Origin of the sequence: Halioxenophilus aromaticivorans (assembly GCF_042850945.1) — a bacterium.
In the GTDB taxonomy this organism is placed as follows: domain Bacteria; phylum Pseudomonadota; class Gammaproteobacteria; order Pseudomonadales; family Cellvibrionaceae; genus Halioxenophilus; species Halioxenophilus aromaticivorans.
In genome coordinates this window covers 1,523,645-1,545,303 of sequence record NZ_AP031496.1, presented here as the reverse complement: position 1 = coordinate 1,545,303, position 21,659 = coordinate 1,523,645, and the positions used below count along the sequence as shown (strand labels likewise).

Below are 21,659 nucleotides of genomic sequence, written 5' to 3'. Positions count from 1 at the left end.
ATACGTGGCGATTAGAGTGCCGCGCTTACCGACTGCGAACAATTAAACCTCAGAGCCAACTTTTTACACCCTTAGTAGTAGCACCACGGCAGGATTACTCGTCTTAAAGTAGGAGAAAAGGCGGGCAAATACACAACAGGGTATAAAGCTCGACACAAACCAAACTTTTTCTAATCAAAAAAATAATGGCTATAAATAATTGGCAATTTTCAAAGACGAATTCTACGCGCCAATATGGCGAAGCTGATCATTGCTCGGTATAAAGGGATGGCTTTTCAAAGCTTACGCCGTGCTGGCTAAAGATCTCCGCCATTGAGCCACCTTTAACCCAGGTATCGATAAGATATTCAACTTCATTGGCAAGCTCACGGTAGTCTTGCTTTACCGCCACACCAATATCCCACTGGCGGCGAGACAACATTTCAAAGCCTTCACCGGTAATGTCCGGGTCGGGTAAACCTGACATTGCCCACTGCAAACGGCTTCGCATACCGGTTACCGCGGCCAATTCACCCTTTTTAAATGCCTCTGCGGCGTCTTTAAGAGAAACAAAGTGCACTACATTCTTTTGCAGGCGGCCACCGAGAAAGCCGGAAAGGTAATTGTCTGGCATGGAATCAATTTCGACGCCAACTTTTTCGTACTGAAAAATTGCCAAGTTGCGAACATCTCGAGTCTTTTGAGTGTCCCGAGCAATTGCCCAAGACTCCTGATGGTAGGGCCCGAACATGTGCACTAATTCGTTACGCGGTAAGCCGTAGCCATCCAAACCGTAATTAAATTCGCGATCGTAGGGCACTCGCAACATAATATCCGCCTTTTTCTTCTTGGCATCTAATACGTGCCCTTTCCACACGGCATTACGTAGGTCATCTTCCAAACTCTCGTCTGGCGTTACCCAAAACCAACGCGGCTCTACGCCTAGGGATTTAGCCAGCTTATTACCAAGGTCGATATCGATACCAACAGGTTGGTCATTTTCGAGAGAAGAATAAGGCGGGAAGTCGCGATAAACAGCAATTACTAGGTAACCAGACTTGATAATGTCTTCGTAATTGCGAGCTTGAGTGATAGATGAAAAAAAAGGCAGCAGCAGGGCCAACACCAACGTTAATATCGCTTTCATGTTTGGCCCTACCTATTTTTTTTATAAATGGTCTAACAGTTTATTCTTCGAAGTTACGAGTATCAATGTAAGAACGAATGGCCCACATGGCTTCTTGGCTGAGTATACCTTCAAAAGGAGGCATATATACCCGGCCGTCGATAACAGCGCCTTTGCGGATGCGAGTCATAAACCACTCGTCAGCTTCCGCGGCGTCGAAGAACTCATCAGGGTCGTTAAGCTTGCGCAAATCTGGGGTGATACCACCAGAAATAACTTCCAAACCGTGGCACCGAGCACAGTTTTGATTGTACGCGGAGTCACCCACTTTAATGGCTGTTTCATCGCCACGATAAGGGTTTTCTGTGCGCCACTCATCACCCAGTGGAGGCAATTCACTGACATCCACCGCTTGAGGGGTAACGTTACCGTGAGCAGAAATGTCCGCCAACGGGATAATACTAAAACACAATCCTATTGCGAGAGCGCTTGTCTTCTTCATAGGTAGGCACCATCCAGACTACTAAGGTTATTATTAAAATCGAATATTCTTCTTGATCGCAGGTACCACCGACATCTAGCCCTAATGGCACCCATTGAACACTCGTTATTTCGTTTGATTTGTTTGAGCTACATCAATGAGTCCGAATCCTAAAGAAGCCCCCCCAACGCATCCATTGTACTTGGGTAGTGTTTTTTTCATCCCTTTTAACAATAGCTATCCCCCTGCCGCCCGGCTAGCATAGATTGGGAAGACCTATGCGCCCTGTTTTTAGGCAAATTTGAGCCTAGTTAGCGTGGCAAAACTGTTACTAAATACCATAACAACACAGTAGCTATGACCTTTATCCGCTTATTTAACTTTAAAGCGCAACGTAACTTTCAGCATTTCACTTTTTCGCTACCAAGCCTACTCGCCACCCTCTGCGTAATAATGGCCAAGCCTGTCCAAGCACTGGACGCCAACATCCTTTATTTGCAACAAAACAGACCCGAACAGGCGCTGCTATCCAACATTTTCAATGAGCCGGCCGATAGCGGGCTACCCGGCGCTCAGCTTGCCATCGAAGACAACAGCACCACGGGCCGCTTTTTACAACACCATTACAAACTTACCCACAACCAAAGTCCCACCGCTGAACCCTTAGTGGCGGCGGCTGTAGAATGGGTACAAAATGGCGAAGGCCTGATCGTTGCCAACGTCGCCAGTGATACCCTTCTGCAATTGGCTAACCATCCGGCACTGCGCGCTAAAGCAGTCATCATAAATACCGGCAGCGGTGACGACAGCCTTCGCCACCAACAGTGCACAACGGGCTTGCTCCATACCGCCGCCAGCCGGGCCATGCTGGCCGATGCCCTAGCACAATTACTGGTGAGCAAGCGCTGGCAAAAATGGTTTTTAATGCGCGGCCAGCGCCCGGAAGATAGCCTCTTTGCTAGCGCCATGAAGCGTGCTGCCAAGCGCTTCGGCGCCAGTATTGTGGAAGACAAAACCTGGAGCTTTAACACCGATCTACGCCGGGTTGCGCAACAAGAAATACCCACCTTCACCCGCGCCCGAGCCTACGATGTGGTTGTGGTAGCGGATGAACTTGGCGATGTGGGTGAGTATGTGCCTTACAACACCTGGTTACCGCGCCCGGTCGCGGGCACCCAAGGCTTAACGCCAACGGCGTGGCACCGCGTGGTCGAACAATGGGGCGCCATCCAATTGCAAAACCGTTTTGAAGACCTAGCCCAGCGCGCCATGAACGGCACCGATTACGCCACATGGCTGGCCGTGCGAGTGATTGGCGAGGCGGTAACCCGCACCAACACCACTGCGGCGACGGATATCTACAAGTACATTCTTAGCCCCGAGTTTGAGGTGGCTGCGTTCAAAGGCCGCAAAATGAATTTTCGCAGCTGGAATGGGCAAATGCGCCAACCCATAGCCCTAGTGCATCCGCGCGCGCTCATCAGCCAATCGCCACAAGAGGGGTTTTTACACCCCCACACCGACCTAGACACCTTGGGTTACGACAAGCCCGAAGTGAACTGCTCGTTTAAAACCCAATTGGATTGATCCCCATGATTCGCTCTCTCGCTTTGTTACTGGCGCTAGGCGCCGGCTATGCCACTGCTAAAGATTTGGTCTACGTATCCAATGAAAAAGACGACACCCTGTCCGTAATCGACCTAAGCACTCTGACCGTGGTCGACACCCTAGAGGTTGGCGAAAGACCACGGGGAATCACTTTTAACAAAGATCAAAGCAAGCTGTTTATCTGCGCCAGCGATTCGGATGCGGTGCAGGTCATGGATGCCAAAACGCATAAAATGCTCGCCAACCTTCCCTCCGGCGAAGACCCAGAACAATTCGCCCTGCACCCCAACGACCATCACCTGTACATTGCCAACGAAGACAACGCGGTGGTTACCATTGTGGATACCGAAACGCGTACGGTTATTGGCCAAGTGGATGTGGGGGTAGAGCCTGAGGGAATGGCCGCCAGCCCCGACGGCAACTGGGTGGTGAATACATCCGAAACCACAAATATGCTGCATTGGATAGACGCCAAAACCTTTGAATTAAAAGACAACATTTTGGTGGGCCAACGGCCACGCCATGTGGAATTTAATAAAGACGGAAGTCTGCTGTGGGCGTCGGCAGAAATCGGTGGTACGGTGAGCGTGGTGGACACCGCCAAACGCGCCATTGTTAAAGATATCACCTTTAAAATTCCGGGCGTTCACCCGGATAAAATACAACCGGTGGGCGTTAAACTCACCGAGGACGGCCGCTACGCATTTGTGGCCCTTGGGCCTGCCAACCACGTCGCCGTTGTGGATGCCCAAACCTACCAAGTAAAGCAGTATTTACTAGTCGGGCGTCGGGTTTGGCACCTGGAGTTTTCTTCAGACCAATCCAAATTACTGACCACCAACGGCATCAGCGGCGACGTATCTGTAATCGATGTGGATAAACTTAAAGTAATTAAGACCATCCGTGTAGGCCGCTACCCCTGGGGCCTAGCGGTAAAAAAAGTCAATTAAAATACCGCACACCAAAGCGAATCGGACGGCTGTTGAAACGGTACTTGAAGGGGCGGGCCGGCAGTTGAAAGAGCCACTATTGAGAAAGATCAGAACTATGACGCAACCTGCATTGTCCGTGGCGTCTGTGAGCCACGACTACACCGGTAAACAAGCGCTAAACAATATCAGCTTCGATATCCAACCCGGGCAACTTCTGGCGTTATTAGGCCCCAACGGCGCGGGTAAAAGTACACTATTTGCACTTATCACCCGGTTGCTTAAAACACAGAATGGCAAAATTGAAATCTTTGGAGAATCATTGCAACGTAGCAGAGAAAAAACGCTGCGTAATGTTGGTGTGGTGTTTCAGCAAAGCACCTTGGACTTAGACCTCACCGTGGCCCAAAATCTGGCTTACCACGCTGCGCTGCACGGTATTAGCCAACGCCAAGCCAAAAAAACCATAGCGCAAGAGTTAGAACGTCTAGACTTGCCGGATTGCATTGACACCAAGATAAGAAAACTCAACGGCGGCCACCGTCGCAGAGTTGAAATCGCCCGGGCGCTAATGCATCAGCCCAGGCTTTTATTATTGGATGAAGCCACCGTTGGCCTCGATATCGACAGCCGCGCGTTGCTCAATCAACACGTACGCAGCCTGTGCGCCGAGCGCCATATGGCCGTTTTGTGGACCACCCACTTAATTGAAGAGATACAACCACAGGATCAACTGTTACTGATTGACAAAGGCCTGAGCCAAGCCTACGGCCCGTGCACAACCGTGCTAGAACAACACCGTTGCGACACACTAAAACAACTGTTTAAACAATTAACGGGGGCCAAGCAATGAACTTGAGCCAAGCCGGTTACGCTTTTAATGGCATAGTAAAAAGAGAGTTTTGGCGATTTTTACAACAGCGCTCCCGTTTTATCAGTGCTCTGGTGCGCCCCCTCCTTTGGCTACTGGTATTTGCCGCTGGCTTCCGCGCCGCCCTAGGTATCGCCATTGCCCCGCCCTACGAAACCTACATCACCTACGAGGTGTATATTTTACCGGGACTGGTAGGGATTATTTTGCTGTTCAATGGCATGCAAAGTTCGTTATCCATGGTCTACGACCGAGAAATGGGCAGCATGAAGGTGTTGCTCACCAGCCCATTACCAAGACCATTTTTATTAATCAGTAAACTGGTTGCCAGCGCTTTAATTTCCATGCTGCAGGTGTACGCGTTTGTCGCCATTGCCGCGTGTTTTAAAATCACGCTGCCACTAGAGGGCTATATATGGCTGCTGCCCTCGGCCTTTTTAGCCGCACTGCTGCTCAGCGCATTAGGCCTGTTGCTGTCGTCGCTGATTAAACAGCTAGAAAACTTCGCCGGGGTAATGAATTTTGTTGTCTTCCCCATGTTTTTCCTGTCCTCCGCCCTATACCCGCTGTGGCGCATGCGAGAATCCAGCGAGCTGCTATATTTCGTTTGTTTAGCGAACCCTTTTACCCACGCGGTGGAACTGATCCGGTTTTCCTTATATGGCGCGGCAAATTACCTCGCGCTTTCCGTCACCCTTGTGACAACAGCGGTAATATTAGGCGCCGCCATAGTCGCTTATGAATCACGTTAAAAATTCAGACGACAAACGGGTTAGCATCTAATCAACATTTGAGCTATATTGCCCCGTTATAAGCGCACTAACACAACAGCGTTCTAATCTATAATTTTTATAACAAGAGCTAGAGAATTAACATGCAAAAAGTACTCATTGCAGACGATCATCCGCTCTTTCGAGATGCCATCACCAATGTACTCGAAACACGTTTCCAAGACGTGCAAACACTCACAACAGAAGATCTCAATGCCGCATTAGAGCTGGTCGCCGAAAGCCCAGACCTAGATCTAATACTGCTGGATTTAAACATGCCCGGCATGGATGGCTTAAACGGTATTGTTAAATTGCGCAATAATCACCCGGATATTCCCGTAGTGATCGTTTCCGCCGAAGAAAACAAAAGCACGGTGCTACAAGCTATGACTTACGGCGCTGTGGGTTTTATTACCAAATCCTCCACCAGTCAAGAAATCGCTGACGCACTGCAGCAAATCATGAATGGCCAAGTGTATCTTCCGCCAGACGTAATTCGCAGCACCAATAGCGAGCCACAAAGGAAGGAATCAAAAGATTCCCAGGTAGACCCTAAACTGATCGCCAGCCTGAGCCGCCGTCAGCTATTGGTGTTTGAACGCATGGCCAAAGGCGAGTCCAACAAGAAAATTGCCTACGAATTAAACATCGCGGAAACCACGGTAAAATCCCACGTATCAGCGATTTTACATCGGCTTAAAGTCCACAATCGTATTCAAGCCGTTCTGTGTGCTTCCAACATTGATTTTAAAGACTATATCCGCAATTAAATACACGGATATTTAACGGGCGCAAATAAGGGAGCAATTATCGCTCCCTTTTTTGTGCCATGTGGAGGTTGCTTTGCGTGGCTTTTAGATATTTCCTGTGTGAATTTTTTAAAAAATCAGTTTCCGCACAGTACTATGGGATTAGCAAAGAATACCGTCTGCTTCTAGTTGGGAGCACCAGCGGCCTCACGAGCTTTAGATTCGCGCAAAAAATTAGACATTAACATTTTTAACTTAAGCGGCTTTACCGGCTTGTTTAAAATAACATATCCCGCCGATTTCGCCGTCTGGCGCAACTCATTGGTGTAATCGGCGGTAATTAAAATCACCGGGATGTCACGCTGCAAGCGTTGGTGTACCGCAGCAATGGCCTGCAAACCGGTTTCGTCGTTGTCCAAATGAAAATCAGCAATCATCAACTGCGGTTGAAACTCTAGCAGCTCGGGTTCTTCGTTTAATTGAGCCAGGCCTTGGGCCGTCATAACCTTACAGTGCCAAGTGGCCAACAAGGCTTTCATGCCATCGCAGATTTCGTGGTCGTTATCCACCACCAGCACCCGTGCCTCACGCAGGGGCAAGCCCACGGAGTCTAACTCAATAGGGTTAACAATAGTGGGCGCCAGTGGCTGTCCAAACGGCACCAGCAGCGAAAAGCAGGAACCCTTGCCCGGCCAAGACTTCACCGAAACCTCATGGCCCAACACACGGGATAATCGCTCCACAATGGCCAAGCCTAGGCCCAGGCCTTTGTCGGTGCGGGTACGCGCGGCATCAATGCGGCTAAATTCCCGGAAAATCTCACCCAATTTGGATCGCTCAATACCGATGCCAGTGTCCCACACCTGAATTTCAACCCCGCGCACTCGACGGCGGCATCCCAGCACCAGCTTGCCACTGGGTGTGTAGCGAATGGCGTTGGACAACAAATTGCGCAGTACCCGAGCCAGCAATTGGCTATCAGAAAAAATAACGGCTTTGCTGCTGATGTAATCTAAATGCAAACCAATTTTTTGTGCTTGCGGGCGGTACTCAGCCGCTAATTTATGCAACAGGTCATCGATATGAAAGCTCTCTGGTGCCGCTTCTACCACACCGGCCTCCAGCTTAGAAATATCCACTAACGAGGAAATCAGCGCTTCAACGTTTTCTAAACTGTAGCCCAAGGAATCCACCAACTGGTGGGCTTCGTCACCAAGTTGCTGATCGCGCAGAGCGGTGGCAAATAAACGGGCGGCGTTCATGGGTTGCAACAAGTCGTGGCTGGCAGCGGCCAAAAAACGTGTCTTCGACTCGTTGGCTTCATCGGCCATTTTTTTGGCTTCAATTAAATGCGCCTCAACCTGCTGCCGCTCGGTAATTTCCTGGCGCAATTGCAGGTTAATGGCAGAGATTTCATGGGTGCGCGCATTCACTCGTTTTTCCATATACTCGTAGGCCTGCTGTAAAGCCTGTGCGGTGCGACGCTGGGCAGTGATGTCCTGCTCTAGGGCAAAAAAGCCCACCACGGCACGGTCGGCAGAAAAGTGCGGAATAAACGTCTTGCGAAAATCTCGGCTGTCTTTATCGCCATTGGATTGCGACACCTCGAAATTTACCGTGCGGCCGCCCAGCGCACCCTCAATGTAGGGTTTGTGCACCAGGTAGTTGTCTTCGCCCAACACCGACGACATAGCTTGGCCACAGATTTGATCGCGGGGTTTTTCAAACCAGTCCTCAAAGGATTTGTTAACGAATTCGTAATCTATTAACCCGGTGAGTGTATATATCTGATATAATGCTCGGATGAACAGTAAACCAGACACTCGCACTCTATCATTCGACGCAATAGAAGAAAAACGACGTACGGCGCAAAAGTTGCGCAAGACAGGAATGACTCGAGCAGAAATTTCTGAAATCGTTGGAGCTCACCCCGATACCGTTGGGAGGTGGCTGAAAATTCCTCCCAACAAATTAAAAATCAATAAGCGCGGACCTAAAAAAGGCGAAGGAACACTTCTGTCCAAGGAGCAGAGCGACAGAATTAAAAGCCTGATAACAAATAGGACGCCAGATCAACTGCGGTTGGACTATGCATTGTGGACTCGCCAATCAGTACAGCAGCTAATTCTTCAAGAGTATGGAGTTGAGCTAGCGGTAAGAACGGTTGGCGATTACTTGAAACGCTGGGGAATGACGCCACAAAAGCCTCAGAAGCGCGCTTATGAGCAACGAGCACCAGAAGTAAAGAAGTGGCTTAAAGAAGAATATCCAGACATCAAAGCGCGCGCGAAGTCTGAAAATGCCGAGATATATTGGGGTGACGAAACAGGCTTGCGTAACAATTGCCAGCACGAACGAGGTTACGCCCCGAAGGGAAAGACGCCGGTAATCAAGCTAAACGCAAATTCTGAGTCGATCAACATGATATCTGCAGTCACGAATCAGGGCAAAGTTCGGTTTCGGTTTTTCGAAGGAACCATGAACGGCGACATACTTATCGATTTTATGATGCGCTTAGTTAATTCAGCTGACCGCAAGGTATTTTTAATTTTGGATAACTTACGAGTGCATCATTGCAAGCCGGTCAAAGAATGGCTAGAGGATCACAAAGAGATGATTGAGGTGTTTTATCTACCTGCGTATTCTCCAGAGCTTAATCCTGACGAGTATTTAAACTGTGATCTAAAGAAAGGTGTTCACAGTGGTAAGCCGGCTAGAAATAAAAAGCAATTAAAGTCTAAGGCACAATCTCACATGGCGATGCTGCAAAGAAAGCCAAGTCGGGTCAGGAAATATTTTAACAATGAATATATCAGCTATGCCGCCTAGCAGACGTATATTTCCACCGGGTTAATAGGTTCTTGTTCACGTAGGAGATCATGGCGGGCAGCGCATCGGTAATGAGGCGAATACGATGCTCGCTTTCTCGCAGCGCCGCTTGGCTGTAAAAGCGGTCGGTGTAATCGGCGTAGGTGTCTAAGTAGCCCCCGTCGCCGATGGAATGCCTGCGCACCAGCAACACACAGCCGTTGGCCAGGGTAAGCTCACCAAAATAAATTACCTTGCCCGGCTCTACCTTAGCATTGCCACTGTTGGGCCGGGGCAGCTGAGCAAGCTCTGTGTCCGCCAGTAGAGTATCGAAGTTCACATGCCGCGTAACGTTGTTGTCGCTTAAGCCACACAGCTCCACAAATTTAGGGTTCCAGGTTTCCAACAAACCTTCGCCATTCACCGAGGCCACTCCCAGGGACATATTCTCCAGGGTGTTTTGCAATAAACGAGCTTGCTCGGCCAAAGCTTTCTCTTGCCGCAGGTCGCCCTCATCCGATTGGATATTCAAGTCTGAATAAAGCACCATCAACCCGCCATCGAGGGTGGGCTTTTCCGTCATTTGTATCCAATGGTTGCCCTTTAACCGGAACAAAACATCTTGCATGCGCTGCTTAGGGAAGCCTTCAATTTCGCGGGTGCGATTGGTGTTGTCCACCAAACCTAGCGCCACCGCCTGCTTTTTGAGGTCGTGGGAGGTGGTAGCACCTAAAACCACATCAACTCCGGCCTCTTGCCAAAACTGCAAGAAGCGTTTGTTGGCCAGAGCTACCCGGCGCTCTGAATCGAACATCACAAAAGATTCGGGAATGTTTTCAATGATGTCTTGCAGCAGGTAGGTACTTTTATCTGCATGGGACTTTAACGCCTCTAGATGTTTGTTAGCGGCTTCTAAATCCTGCAAGGTTGCTTGTAACTGGCGGGTGCGTTCTTTTACTTTATCGGCCAACAGCGCGGCATTTTCAAACGAGCGGTACGGGTCGCTATTATTGCCCCAGCCCATTTCAACGCGCTGGGTGAGCACGTGGTTAATTTTTTTTAGTTTAGAATTTTCGTACTGCAATGCCTCTACTTGCGCCTGCAATTTTGCGATCGAGTTGCCCTCTTCCGCGCTGGCGTTGGCCTCGTGCAAGGTAATTCTGGGTTTTGAGTCAGTCATGGGAACCGATGGCAACTCCGGTAATGGTATGGTTTAAATGCAAGCCATCCATTTGCTCACCGTAGGTGTTAAATCCGATCATTTTATACTGGGCGTACAGCTCAGACATCTCACCCACAATATCAATGTGGTCGGTTTCACAACGACGATAGATGCAGTCAAAACCGATAATTATCTGAGGCTCGCCGATATCTTGCGTCACACTGTGTAGCAGATGTTTTGACTGCTCCAAAAGGCCACCGGATGTCATTTTGGTTAACACCACTCCAACATCGATGGCACAGAAAAACGTCAGGCTTAAATCATCGTTCACTTTTTGTATTGCGCGCACATACAACTCATCACTTAACTGCACGGCCACTGGGTGAATGGCGAAGGTTTCGGTATCTAGGTTATCAATGGATAAACCGTGTACGCGGCAGTATTCCAATGCAGCAGGCTCGGCGTTTAGCTCATGCACTACGCGTTCGTAGGGTGAGGCACTGGTGACCACCAGTTTCTCTTGTTGCGACGTTAAATGATGGGTACTGAAAACGTGAAATGGGCAGGTGGTATTGACCAGCGCCAAAATGGCTGAGCGCGTTTTAAATTCGCCTTCAAAATAGACGCGGGTATCCTGAAAGTTCATGTTATCGCCGGCCGAGCCTCCCACCAAAGGTATCTCGGCCAAACCCGTGCTCAAGGCCTTCAGCACCAACTCTTCCCGAATGGACATACCGTCCAATAACGACAACGCAAAGCTATTGCCCGAAATAGGTGCCACCGCTTTGCTTTGCAAGCGCTCTACCATGTGACTCACCAGTAACTGGGCCTCCTGCTCGCTGAAATGCGCCAGGTCTTCGATGAGTACGGTTTCCACAGAAAAGTGGCTACTGGGTAAACTAAAGGCGGCAATGGCGTTGCGGCGGTAGCCTAGGGGCGTAATTTCTCCGGCCGTGGTGCAGCCCACGATACGCACGTTTTGAAACAACGTGTTGAGCTCCTCGGACAGCAGATCCAACCGGTAATCAGCGCTACAGTAGAAGAATATACAGGCCGACTCCTGGCCGGTAAGTCCGGCGTGGATCTCTCTGGCGGCCATTACAGGGTCGGGGTGATCAGAACCCGCTCGCAATACCCTGTTTTGGCTAAGATTGCCGTCGTTAGCCGCCAAGGGCCGTTCATTAGAGGCGTCTGTCATATTTGTCCTCAATCACCGTTTATTGTTGTAATTGTGTAGGCCAATTGGCCTGCTGACTCGACCAAACGCAGCAGACTACTCCGAATACCTTGAGGTAACAAGGCACAAGCGCCACTCAGGCAATGCCCCTTAATATACAAGGGTGGTGCTGCAATATCGCCTGACAACAGTGATCAATTCCCTCCTCGCCCAATCCCTTAGCTTTCATCGAGAAAATGTCTTTATCCAGCACCAGGGTCATGGGTTCTTTACTGAAAAACAACAAGCGGTCGGCTAGGGTCACCGCTTCGGTTAAATCGTGTGTTACGCATATTAGGGTGGTGCCTTGGGCCTGGCATAGGCGCTGCACCAATGCTCGCAGAGCCCGGGCTGTAGGTAGATCCAACGAGCCAAAGGGTTCATCCATCAGAAGCAGTGACGGCGCAGGCATAAACGCGCGTGCCAGCGCCACCCGCTTTTTCATACCACCGGACAACTGCCCCGGATACAGACTGGCTTGCTCAGCCAAGCCGACTTCTTGCAACAACTGCAACGCTCTATCACGGCTTTGTGGGCTGTTATCGGCCACCAATAGAACGTTTTCCATGGTCGTGAGCCATGGCATGAGGCGAGGCTCTTGGAACAACTGAGTGACCTTTTGCTGGCCGTGGCCAGTTATTGCTCCGGTATAGTCGCAATCCAAACCAACGATCATGTTCAGCAGTGTGCTTTTCCCCGCCCCAGACGGGCCCATCAGAGCAAGCTGCTCGCCCTCTCGAACGCTAAAGGTCAAGCCACGAATGACATCTGGCTGGCCGGCAAACCGCTTGTGATGAATATCCACCGTTAGCATTGTTGCCACCGGTTAATTCGCCGTTCCCAAGGCCGCAATATAAACGACTCAAAACTGTAGATGATTGCCACGAATGCCAGGGTGTAAGCCAATATACTGGTAATATCGAACATTTGGAAAAAAACGCTCAGCTTAAAACCTACCCCGCTACTGCAACCCAACAATTCCACCACCAGCACGATTTTCCACACCAATGCCTGGCCAGTGCGCGCCGCGGCCAAAAAGTACGGCGCTAGTTGCGGCAAATACACTTTGAACAACGCTTTACTGGCCGGCAAGCGATACACTTTAGCCACCTCCAGTAATTCGCGATTCACCGCCTTGGCGCCCTCTCTGAAGATTGCCGCCATGTTGGGTAGCTTATTCATCACCACCGCCGTCACCGCTGCGACTTCATTTAAGCCAAGCCACATTAAACACAAAATAATGGTGACCAACGCGGGAATATTGAGCATCAAGGTGAGTATGCTGTCGAGCCAATCGTTAAGGCGCTTAAAATGTCCCATAGCCAAACCCAACACCATGCCTAGCAGTAATGCCAAGCTAAAAGCGATGACTAAACGGCGCAGAGTAACGGCCAGTTGGCTCACCAAATCGCCTCGCACAGCATGCTGCCATAGGGATTCAAATACAGCAGTGGGCGCAGGCAGTAATTCCGGCTGTAAAATTGTTACCACCAACTGCCACAACAACAGCCATATCACCACAGAAAGCACCCGTGGCGAGTACAACCAAGCGGCAACGGCACTGCCCTGAGGGGCAGTCTTCTTAATAACGGGCGCCGTCATTGTGCTGGCAGGACTGAATTTTTCCAAAATAATGTTCCGGGTAATTCGGTTAGCTGGCCGGCAAGATCGGCTCCGGCCTCATTGCGCAATACGTTAAAAAGCTGCTGCGTTGCGCTGCGTTGCTCTGGCCCCCATTGGCGTGGAATTCCTGCGCGGTAGCCATCGCGTAGCAAGTCTCTTAGCTGGGCATTATTTACCGATGTCAGCGGCGTTAGTTGCTGCCACTCTTGGTCATTCACTAATAAGCGCTGCCGAGCCTGGTAGGACGCAGCAATAAATCGGTTTAATACATCGGCGTGTTGCTCGGCCCAATCAGTCTTAAATACCCATCCCAATACAGGCGTAGGCGTTGTAATTCCTAAGCTGGCCAACACCTGATCCATAGCCACCAGTTGTTTTAGCCCCCGCTGTTCCAAGCGCGCGCTGAAATGCCAAAAGTTGATAACCGCATCCAATTCACCTTTGAGTACCAATTCATTAAGGATAGGCGGCGCAGCAAAGTTAATCACGGCATCTTGCTGTAAATTCATTTGGTGATGTTTACGGGCGTAGGCTTGGTACAAAATCCAACTTTTGTTTACCGGCCCGCCAGCCACACCTATTTTTTTACCTTTTAGATCGGCAAAACTTTCAATGCCGCTGTCAGCAGCAAGCATCAGTGAAGCCGCAGAACTGGAATAAGGATAGAAAGAAAATTCTCGGCCAAAATCATACTGCCTGGCAGCCCAAATCCAATCGGCAACAATGATATCCACGGCGCCAGACTGCAGCGCGGTCAGCGTGGCTTGATTAGATGCCAAGGGCGTAACCTGTATGTTTACGTTGTGCTCCGCCGCGATGTGATGACGCTCTATAACGTCCAACTCCCAGCGAACAGTACCAAACTGCAGCACGCCCACTTTAATGGTGTCGATATTGGTTTTTGATTTGCTATCGGCGTAGGTTCTATCGGCAGCCGTCGCTACCGTCAGGGCACAAAGAGCGAATAAAATCCAAAATGCCCATAGGCGCCATGAGAAATGCAATAGTGAGAATAAGCTGTGCAACTGCCAACGCACGATAAACCTCGATTATTGAAATAGTTATGGCCCGATGCTACCCCTCCCAACTGCGGGGAGAAATCCTACTTTAGAACGAGTAATGGCAATAGAAATAGCAAATGGAGAGACAAGGAGCCCAGGTGTTACCCTGGGCTAAAAGAGCCTAAGCTCAAGCGAAGCAGCATGTTGCCAACATGAGACCGAAGAGAGAGAGCTTCGGTTGAGTCACCTCATGCCAGCCTATGCCAGGAGAGAAACAAAAGGCGGCCCGGAATCGAGCCGCTAAACGTTTTTTAGAAGAAACCCAGTGGGTTGATATCGTAGCTAACCAACAAGTTTTTGGTTTGCTGATAGTGATCCAACGCCACTTTGTGAGTTTCACGACCGATACCAGATTGCTTGTAACCGCCGAAGGCAGCATGGGCAGGGTATGCGTGGTAACAGTTAGTCCAGACGCGACCAGCTTGGATAGAACGACCCATGCGGTAAGCGCGGTTCATGTCGCGAGTCCACACACCGGCACCCAAACCAAACATAGTGTCGTTCGCAATGGCCAGAGCTTCGGCTTCGTCTTTAAAGGTAGTTACAGCCACAACAGGACCAAAGATCTCTTCTTGGAAGATGCGCATGCTGTTGTTGCCTTTGAACAACGTAGGCTCGATGTAGTAACCGCCAGTCATTCCGTCCACAGTCGCCTGGCCACCACCGGTCAGAAGCTCGGCACCTTCTTTCTTACCTAATTCTAGGTAACCTAAGATTTTCTCGAACTGCTCGTTAGAAGCCTGTGCACCCACCTGAGTTTCGGTATCCAATGGGCTGCCACGCTTAATTTGATGCGTGCGAGCAACAACCAGAGAAATAAACTCGTCGTAAATGCTTTCTTGAATCAACGCACGTGAAGGACAGGTACAAACCTCGCCCTGGTTGAAGAATGCCAATACAGTACCTTCAACCGCTTTGCTTAAGAACTCGTCTTCTTGCTTGGTTACGTCTTCGAAATAGATGTTCGGAGACTTACCGCCCAGCTCTACAGTGGATGGGATCAAGTTTTCAGCGGCACACGCCAAAATGTGCTTACCAACTGGGGTAGAACCGGTGAAAGCAATCTTAGCAATGCGCTTGCTGGTGGCTAACGCCTGGCCACACTCACGGCCAAAGCCGTTAACGATGTTTAATACACCTGGAGGCAGTAGATCAGCGATCAGCTCGGCCAGAACCAGAATAGACGCAGGCGTCTGCTCAGCTGGCTTTAGGATAGTACAGTTACCTGCTGCCAATGCAGGGGCCAATTTCCAAGCTGCCATCAGCAGCGGGAAGTTCCAAGGAATAATCTGGCCAACAACACCCAGCGGTTCATGCACATGATAGGCTACGGTGTTGTGGTCGATTTCTGCCATGGTGCCTTCTTGGGCACGCAGGCAACCTGCGAAGTAGCGAAAATGATCCGCCGCCAAAGGTACGTCTGCAGCCAGAGTTTCGCGCACGGCTTTACCGTTATCGCAGGTTTCTGCTACCGCCAACACTTCCAAGTTTTGCTCAATACGATCGGCAATTTTAAGCAAAGTATTGGAGCGTTCGGTCACTGAGGCTTTACCCCAAGCGTCTTTGGCTTTGTGAGCCGCATCCAGCGCCAGCTCAATATCTTCCGCTTGTGAGCGGGGAATTTCACACAACACTCGGCCATCGACCGGAGAGGTGTTTTCGAAGTAACGACCGGCTACCGGAGGTACCCACTCGCCACCAATGAAATTCTCGTAACGTTGTTTGAAACTAAATAAAGAACCAGCTTCGCCGGGAAATGCGTATATCATGATCGCGACTCCATTTTTTTTGGATAGTTGTTATAGTAAATCGTTAGAAATTGACGATTAAGCCCAAACCAATAGTGTCAGTCTCCTCGCCCACACCGCCGATGCTAATCTCGTTGGTGTTGAACTCTGCCACTACGGTAAAGCTGCTATTGAAGGCATGAAACCAAGCCACCTGGGTAGTATCGGATTCCCAAGGTGCGCTTGTATCAACTTCGGTTTCACCGTAAGAAACCACGAAGCGCTCTTTGCCTACTGAGTATGACGCCTGAGCCAGATAACCATCGCTATCGACTTCATCGCCACCTTCTGAAATTAAGTTAACTAAGCCAAGGCCAGCATCGGTGCCTGGACCAAGCAAATAACCAATGCCTTCGCCCGTGAAACCTGAAGCGTGCAGCGCTAAGCCACCAAACTTCACTTTGGCCCCGTAAGAGAAACCAGTTGATTCGACACTTCCGTCGATATCGCTGTCGGTTTCCTGTTGCAAGAAGGCTCCCCACGCGTTGAAACTGCCGCCGTCCCACTTAGTGCTGTAAGCCAATTCACCTTCAAAGCGAGGCATGCTTTCTTCGGAAGAACGACCAGGACCGCGGTCGGTTGGAGCGGTGTTACCTGGATCAACAATGCCCAAAGCCAACTTAAAGCCGCCCATATCTGGGGAACGGTAGGTAATTTGAGAGTGAGGGAATGGATAGATGTAACCGCTGCCAATGTGGCCGAAGGAAACGCCTTGGCCATCGATTAAGCCAAGCGTGTCATTCACTGAACCGTAACCAGCCAGCATTTCATCTAAAAAGATATTTGAGCGACTGAACAGAGTGAAATCTTTACCAATTAATAGCTGCCCCCAATCGGCATCTACGGTAGCGTAGAACTGACGAACATCAATGCCAGTACTGGTTATACCAGTGTTGCTGTCGTTAATGGTCACCCAAAACGAGGAGCGGCCACCTAATTTAAGATCGCCAACTTGTTTGCTGAAGTTAAAGCCAATCCAGTTTGGCAACAGACCCATTTTTACCCGAGCTTGGGTGCGGTCGTTACCGGTTAAATCGTTGTCAGAATCGCTGCGTACCAAAAAGGTGTTAAATGAGCCATCAACACTAAAGCTAGTGTCTTCTTTGTCGTACAAAGTGATTGCGGCGCTGGCGGGCATAGCTACCGCAGCGGCCATGGCTAAACACAATTTGGTGGTGGTGGTTTTATAGGCGGTTGGTTTCATTATAAGCCCTCATATCTATGATTATTGTTAGCTTTGAGTGGCAGAAGGTGACGACTGTTTTGCAACAGCCAACACCTATCGGCGTTATGTGTGCTCTTTAAGTGTGGGGAGAGTATGCGCGGGAGGCGAAATCTGGAATATTGCCCGATCTGACTTATTAAGCCATCCTTTCGGGGCCGGTAATTTACACCGTTGGATTTACTACTTTAGGATGAATTTTTGTGTACGCTTATCTACGAGTAAATAGCCGCCAAGCAGATTAATAAACAGGGTCATAAATCAACCGTGACACCTTTTGCAGGCCAAAAAAAACCCCATTTCTGGGGCACAATTTAGACCATTCGGTAATTTTCTAGCTGGTAGTTGCGTTAGAAGTGAACCTGTACGCCTAACCAAGCAGCCCTTGGCGTGCCGGCACCATAGAAACGCGCGCTGTCGTTATCCAAGTCTTCAATCACTTCGGTGGGGTCTTCACCAATTAAGCCAAAGTTTTCGTACTCGGTATCAAACACGTTATCCACTCGAGCAAACAGGCGTATCTGGTTGTTGATGGTGTACTGAGCGTTAAAATTCACCACGGTATAGCCATCCACTTCATCGAGCTGGTTGGACTCATCCCCACGCATCACTTGGCTTGAGTTATAAACCACCTCTAAGCTGGTGTTAAAGGCATCGGTAAACCGATATTGCCCCCACAACTTAATTTGGTGATCCGCAATACCTGGGATGCGATCGCCATCGCGCACCGCAATTTCACCTTCTTCATCGGCAAAATCGTGGTTAGGGCTCAGTACCATCATGTCGCTGGCAAAGGTGGCATCCACCCAAGAGTAATTCACCGCCCACTGGGCACGTTGAATTTGACCACTCAACGAAAACTCTATGCCCTGGCGCTGGGTTTTATCCACATTGGCAAATAAACCCGTGGCCCGCCCGGTGGATTGGAACAAAATATCGTCGGTATTTTGGGTGAAAAACGCACCAGCGCTGTAGCGCAGGCCATCCTCACCGCCACGCACACCGACTTCCAGGCTTTTGGCTACCACTTGCTTTAACGGCGGGTCAGCCAAAAACGCATTGGGTAGGCGGCACTCAAAATCGATGTCGTCTGGGTCGTCGCCGCGAGCCTCAGCAAACTGACGGGCTACCTCAAACACACCTTCGTTACAGGCTAACTCAATAGGCGTAGGCGCTCGGGACGACTCGCTGTAGGAGGCATACCAAAATTGGCCATCGCCAGCAGCGTAGTTAATACCCACCGATGGGTTGAACCGGCTAAACCGATGATCGCCGTTTAATTCTGGGCGCTCGCCGGATTGGTCGCGCAACACGACTTCCGTGCGGTTGAATCGGCCTGCTAGGGTTAACGCCAACTGTTCGTTGATTTGCAGCGTGTTGGCCAAATACAAACTAGAAGTTTCTACGGTGGCATTAACGTCTACCTCTTGGTCTTCCAAAAATACCCCTGTGCCCAGGCCTTCGGTGCTGCGAGTAATGGGGTCTAGGTCGGCCAACTCGGTGGCGGATTCAAAATCGGCATCACCGCTAAAATAACCCAAGCCAACCACCAAGCTGTTTTCCATGCCAGAGAGCTCACCGGTACCTGTCCACTGTACGTCAAACCCGTAGGACTCTTGCTGGCGTGTACTGATGTTATTAATGGCTTCATCGCTCAGCTCAGCTCCGGGAGGCAGATCTTCGCTGGCGTTTTCCAGTTCAAAATCCTCTGGGTCGAAACCGGCGGCAATAGCGGCGTCTTCGATGAATTCTTCAAGATCGTCGAAATCGTTGATATTGGGGTTACCGCCTTCGCAGATGCCGTCGAGGTCGATGCCCAGCTCATCCTCAAATAAATCCTCTAACTCATCGGCTTCTTCGAGCAGAATTTCTTGGCCGCTGGCAAAGGTACACTCTTCAAATTCAGAGGCGTCGCCATTAAAGCTTTTGGTCTCGATATCGCGGTAGTAGGCCACCGCTGCAATTTGAGTGTTATCGTTGAAAAAGTGATAGCCATCTAACGTAACCATGTTCATTTCGTTGGCCGTGGTATCCGGCGCGGTAAATACCGCCTCGCGGTCTATGGCTAACAGCCCTTCTGGAGAGGCACCATTACCGGTGAGATCGCTGTCGCCGCCTTGGTAGGTCAAATTGGCGGCGGATACATCATCGTTGCGCCAGCTTACACTACCCAACCAGCGGGTGGCTTCGGATTCCGATAAATCGCGCCAGCCGTCTTCTTCGAAGCCGTCGATGTTAACGTAGTAACCCCACTCACCGTTGTTACCGCCAGATTCAAAGCTGGCACGTTTTCTATCCCAGGACCCGGCCAAAGCAGATAGGGAATTACCCTGATAGTTAAATCCATTTTTGGTGACAATAGCGAGTGAGCCACCCAAGCTGTTCTGGCCAAACACAGGGTTGGCACCGCCGTGCACGGTCATCTCGGCAATGGCCGATGTGGCAATCAAATCCCAATTAACGGCATCGCCCAGGGGCTCATTTAAACGCGCACCGTTGGAATACACAGACAGCCCTTGGGGCAAACCCAATAAAGGCGACACGGTAAAGGCGCGGTACTGTAAATCCGGTTGCAAGGGGTTATTCTGCGCCGAGTTTATGGAAAAACTCGACATCTGATTATTGGCAAAATCCGTGATGCTCAGCGCGGCGGATTCTTCCAGCTCTTGACCGATGACGCGTTGCACCGCGTAGGGCAACCGCGACAAGTCAGCAGTTAGGCCTTGCAACGGCGTGGCAGCAACCACACTGACTTCTTCGATGGCTTCTCTGTCGTCTTTCGCTTGGGCGTTAACCGAAGATACTATTAGAGCAATGGCGCAAGATAACGGAATTTTATAAAAAAAGCGGTTGGGCAGATTTGTGTGTGTCACAAATTATCCTCTTATATAAGGTTATCGTTATTATCTTGAGCGGCATTTTGTGTGCTCTATATCGGCACTTTTTATTCGCCGTATAGTAGAGCCTCTCTCGCGTGCGGGTAAATCCTACTTTCGCGGGCCAGCATTCGTTTGCATGGCCTCTCAATCGTTCAGCTGGCCTTTTGCCACCCCGACCAACACCTACCAAAGTATGAAAACCCTCATCCAGCTGAACCATTGTTATCACAACCGCCAGCGCTAACATCAGAAAATATAGGACACTCTGATTTACCCACCAGAAATGCAATAATATCCAGAACCCGAACTTGAGCCCAACGAAAACATGAAACAGCAAAGCCTAGATGCCAGTGGATTCGAAAAGTATCGTAAGAAGACTCGAAAAGAGTTATTTCTGGAGCAAATGAACGAGATTCTTCCTTGGGTAGAGCTCTGTAAAGCGATTGAGCCATTTTATCCGAAGGCATCAGCACTAGGTGGTCGTCCAGCGATTGGGTTAGAGAGAATGCTGCGAATACACTTCTTGCAGCACTGGTTCGAGCTATCCGATCCTGGCGCGGAAGAAGCGCTGTACGATTCGCGCGCCATGCGCCAGTTTGTCGGTATCGATTTAGGCAAAGAGCCTGTACCGGATGAAACGACAATCTGCAAATTTCGTCATTTGATGGAGCGTCATAATTTAGGCGGTGAGTTATTTCAGCTAGTGAATGTGTATCTTGAGGAAAATGGTCTTAAACTCAACCGTGGCACCATTGTCGATGCAACGATTATCGATGCACCACGCTCCACTAAAAATAAGGAGCGCCACCGAGACCCCGACATGGAGTCTACCCAAAAAGGGAATCAGTGGTATTTTGGAATGAAAACGCACATTGGCGTAGATAGCCAAACGAGGCTAATTCATTCTGTCGTGGTCACTTCCGCAAGCGTCCATGACTCGCAAGTACTTGGCGATTTATTACACGGTAACGAGAAGCGAGTCTACGGTGATTCCGCGTACATAGGCCAAAAGGCGCAAATAAAAGCCAATGCAGAAGATGCTGCTGATTTTACGCATAGGCGTGGACGGCGTAATCACCCATTGAGCGAAAAAGAGCGTAAAGCGAATCGTCATAAATCCAAGATTCGACCACGCGTTGAGCACCTATTTGGTGTTATCAAAAACCAATTCGGGTATCGCAAAGTTCGATATAAAGGCTTGGAAAAGAACGCACAGGCAGTATTTACGAAATGCGCTTTGGCAAATTTAGTGATTGCCAAACGGCATTTGTTGGCCATTTAGCAGGCGAGGTATGCCTGAAAGTAGCACATCGCCTAAGAAGCGGTGGTAATAACCGAGTTCGTTAGCTGTAAAGGTCATTAAATTCCGTATTTAAGTCGCAACGAAA

18 protein-coding genes are annotated in these 21,659 nt (G+C 49.8%); 7 read left to right on the top strand and 11 right to left on the bottom strand.

All coding sequences use genetic code 11. From position 1 onward, the window contains the following. Positions 1 to 247: 247 nt before the first annotated feature. A complete protein-coding gene (locus ACGHM3_RS06700; RefSeq protein ID WP_345417178.1) occupies positions 248 to 1,126 on the bottom strand; it encodes a transporter substrate-binding domain-containing protein in 879 nt (292 codons plus the stop codon). Between the two features lie 40 nt (positions 1,127 to 1,166). Further along, entirely contained in the window at positions 1,167 to 1,607 is a 441-nt protein-coding gene (gene pedF, locus ACGHM3_RS06695; RefSeq protein ID WP_345417175.1) for a cytochrome c-550 PedF, read from the bottom strand. A 432-nt stretch (positions 1,608 to 2,039) separates the two neighbouring features. Between pedF and ACGHM3_RS06690 the strand changes: the two genes are divergently transcribed. The 5 genes from ACGHM3_RS06690 (at position 2,040) to ACGHM3_RS06670 (ending at position 6,534) form a co-directional block, all read left to right on the top strand. Next, positions 2,040 to 3,173 carry an ABC transporter substrate-binding protein gene (locus tag ACGHM3_RS06690; protein ID WP_345417172.1) on the top strand — a complete coding sequence of 378 codons (1,134 nt, stop codon included), beginning with the start codon at positions 2,040 to 2,042 and terminating at the stop codon, positions 3,171 to 3,173. Positions 3,174 to 3,178: 5 nt separating this feature from the next. Next, a complete protein-coding gene (locus tag ACGHM3_RS06685) occupies positions 3,179 to 4,144 on the top strand; it encodes a YVTN family beta-propeller repeat protein (protein ID WP_345417169.1) in 966 nt (321 codons plus the stop codon). Between the two features lie 97 nt (positions 4,145 to 4,241). Beyond that, on the top strand, positions 4,242 to 4,976 hold the full coding sequence (locus tag ACGHM3_RS06680) for an ABC transporter ATP-binding protein (protein ID WP_345417166.1): 735 nt from the start codon (positions 4,242 to 4,244) through the stop codon (positions 4,974 to 4,976). Further along, positions 4,973 to 5,746, top strand: coding sequence for an ABC transporter permease (locus tag ACGHM3_RS06675; RefSeq protein ID WP_345417159.1), 774 nt, complete (start codon positions 4,973 to 4,975; stop codon positions 5,744 to 5,746). The genes ACGHM3_RS06680 and ACGHM3_RS06675 overlap by 4 nt, the downstream gene beginning before the upstream one ends. Before the next feature lie 122 nt (positions 5,747 to 5,868). Next, positions 5,869 to 6,534: a response regulator transcription factor gene (locus ACGHM3_RS06670; protein ID WP_345417156.1), complete on the top strand. Its 666-nt coding sequence runs from the start codon at positions 5,869 to 5,871 to the stop codon at positions 6,532 to 6,534. A gap of 164 nt (positions 6,535 to 6,698) precedes the next feature. On the opposite strand, the gene ACGHM3_RS06665 is transcribed toward ACGHM3_RS06670, so the two are convergent. Beyond that, positions 6,699 to 8,336, bottom strand: coding sequence for a NahK/ErcS family hybrid sensor histidine kinase/response regulator (locus tag ACGHM3_RS06665; protein WP_390517850.1), 1,638 nt, complete (start codon positions 8,334 to 8,336; stop codon positions 6,699 to 6,701). Here ACGHM3_RS06665 and ACGHM3_RS06660 point away from each other — a divergent pair. Continuing rightward, positions 8,317 to 9,342, top strand: coding sequence for an IS630 family transposase (locus ACGHM3_RS06660; RefSeq protein WP_390517130.1), 1,026 nt, complete (start codon positions 8,317 to 8,319; stop codon positions 9,340 to 9,342). The two genes, ACGHM3_RS06665 and ACGHM3_RS06660, sit on opposite strands and share 20 nt — an antisense overlap. Here the strand turns inward: ACGHM3_RS06660 and ACGHM3_RS06655 are convergent. From ACGHM3_RS06655 to ACGHM3_RS06620, 8 genes are all read right to left on the bottom strand, one after another. Next, a complete protein-coding gene (locus tag ACGHM3_RS06655) occupies positions 9,326 to 10,501 on the bottom strand; it encodes a PAS-domain containing protein (RefSeq protein ID WP_345426286.1) in 1,176 nt (391 codons plus the stop codon). The genes ACGHM3_RS06660 and ACGHM3_RS06655 overlap by 17 nt on opposite strands. After that, positions 10,494 to 11,681 (bottom strand): nitric oxide-sensing protein NosP, encoded by a 1,188-nt coding sequence (nosP, locus tag ACGHM3_RS06650; RefSeq protein WP_345426284.1) that lies wholly within the window; start codon positions 11,679 to 11,681, stop codon positions 10,494 to 10,496. The genes ACGHM3_RS06655 and nosP overlap by 8 nt, the downstream gene beginning before the upstream one ends. A 115-nt stretch (positions 11,682 to 11,796) precedes the next feature. After that, positions 11,797 to 12,513, bottom strand: a complete 717-nt coding sequence (locus tag ACGHM3_RS06645) for an ABC transporter ATP-binding protein (RefSeq protein ID WP_345426288.1) — start codon at positions 12,511 to 12,513, stop codon at positions 11,797 to 11,799. Then, positions 12,507 to 13,328, bottom strand: a complete 822-nt coding sequence (locus ACGHM3_RS06640) for an ABC transporter permease (RefSeq protein ID WP_345426282.1) — start codon at positions 13,326 to 13,328, stop codon at positions 12,507 to 12,509. The genes ACGHM3_RS06645 and ACGHM3_RS06640 overlap by 7 nt, the downstream gene beginning before the upstream one ends. Then, complete coding sequence (locus ACGHM3_RS06635; RefSeq protein WP_345426280.1) at positions 13,298 to 14,359, bottom strand: ABC transporter substrate-binding protein; 1,062 nt, start codon at positions 14,357 to 14,359, stop codon at positions 13,298 to 13,300. The genes ACGHM3_RS06640 and ACGHM3_RS06635 overlap by 31 nt, the downstream gene beginning before the upstream one ends. 275 nt (positions 14,360 to 14,634) lie before the next feature. Beyond that, positions 14,635 to 16,152 carry an aldehyde dehydrogenase family protein gene (locus ACGHM3_RS06630; RefSeq protein WP_345426278.1) on the bottom strand — a complete coding sequence of 506 codons (1,518 nt, stop codon included), beginning with the start codon at positions 16,150 to 16,152 and terminating at the stop codon, positions 14,635 to 14,637. Between the two features lie 43 nt (positions 16,153 to 16,195). Next, positions 16,196 to 17,374, bottom strand: coding sequence for a porin (locus tag ACGHM3_RS06625; protein WP_345426276.1), 1,179 nt, complete (start codon positions 17,372 to 17,374; stop codon positions 16,196 to 16,198). A gap of 368 nt (positions 17,375 to 17,742) precedes the next feature. Then, complete coding sequence (locus ACGHM3_RS06620) at positions 17,743 to 20,265, bottom strand: TonB-dependent receptor (RefSeq protein ID WP_345426273.1); 2,523 nt, start codon at positions 20,263 to 20,265, stop codon at positions 17,743 to 17,745. Between the two features lie 331 nt (positions 20,266 to 20,596). On the opposite strand from ACGHM3_RS06620, the gene ACGHM3_RS06615 reads away from it, so the two are divergent. Continuing rightward, entirely contained in the window at positions 20,597 to 21,553 is a 957-nt protein-coding gene (locus tag ACGHM3_RS06615) for an IS5 family transposase (protein WP_345426144.1), read from the top strand. Positions 21,554 to 21,659: the final 106 nt, after the last annotated feature.

Excerpts from the sequence above, each read along its gene's own strand:
- ACGHM3_RS06615 (WP_345426144.1), top strand. The coding sequence starts at position 20,597 with ATGAAACAGCAAAGCCTAGATGCCAGTGGATTCGAAAAGTATCGTAAG.
- ACGHM3_RS06625 (WP_345426276.1), bottom strand. The coding sequence starts at position 17,374 with ATGAAACCAACCGCCTATAAAACCACCACCACCAAATTGTGTTTAGCC.
- nosP (WP_345426284.1), bottom strand. The coding sequence starts at position 11,681 with ATGACAGACGCCTCTAATGAACGGCCCTTGGCGGCTAACGACGGCAAT.
- ACGHM3_RS06690 (WP_345417172.1), top strand. The coding sequence starts at position 2,040 with ATGGCCAAGCCTGTCCAAGCACTGGACGCCAACATCCTTTATTTGCAA.
- ACGHM3_RS06630 (WP_345426278.1), bottom strand. The coding sequence starts at position 16,152 with ATGATATACGCATTTCCCGGCGAAGCTGGTTCTTTATTTAGTTTCAAA.
- ACGHM3_RS06680 (WP_345417166.1), top strand. The coding sequence starts at position 4,242 with ATGACGCAACCTGCATTGTCCGTGGCGTCTGTGAGCCACGACTACACC.
- pedF (WP_345417175.1), bottom strand. The coding sequence starts at position 1,607 with ATGAAGAAGACAAGCGCTCTCGCAATAGGATTGTGTTTTAGTATTATC.
- ACGHM3_RS06645 (WP_345426288.1), bottom strand. The coding sequence starts at position 12,513 with ATGCTAACGGTGGATATTCATCACAAGCGGTTTGCCGGCCAGCCAGAT.
- ACGHM3_RS06700 (WP_345417178.1), bottom strand. The coding sequence starts at position 1,126 with ATGAAAGCGATATTAACGTTGGTGTTGGCCCTGCTGCTGCCTTTTTTT.
- ACGHM3_RS06670 (WP_345417156.1), top strand. The coding sequence starts at position 5,869 with ATGCAAAAAGTACTCATTGCAGACGATCATCCGCTCTTTCGAGATGCC.
- ACGHM3_RS06685 (WP_345417169.1), top strand. The coding sequence starts at position 3,179 with ATGATTCGCTCTCTCGCTTTGTTACTGGCGCTAGGCGCCGGCTATGCC.
- ACGHM3_RS06660 (WP_390517130.1), top strand. The coding sequence starts at position 8,317 with ATGAACAGTAAACCAGACACTCGCACTCTATCATTCGACGCAATAGAA.
- ACGHM3_RS06655 (WP_345426286.1), bottom strand. The coding sequence starts at position 10,501 with ATGACTGACTCAAAACCCAGAATTACCTTGCACGAGGCCAACGCCAGC.
- ACGHM3_RS06675 (WP_345417159.1), top strand. The coding sequence starts at position 4,973 with ATGAACTTGAGCCAAGCCGGTTACGCTTTTAATGGCATAGTAAAAAGA.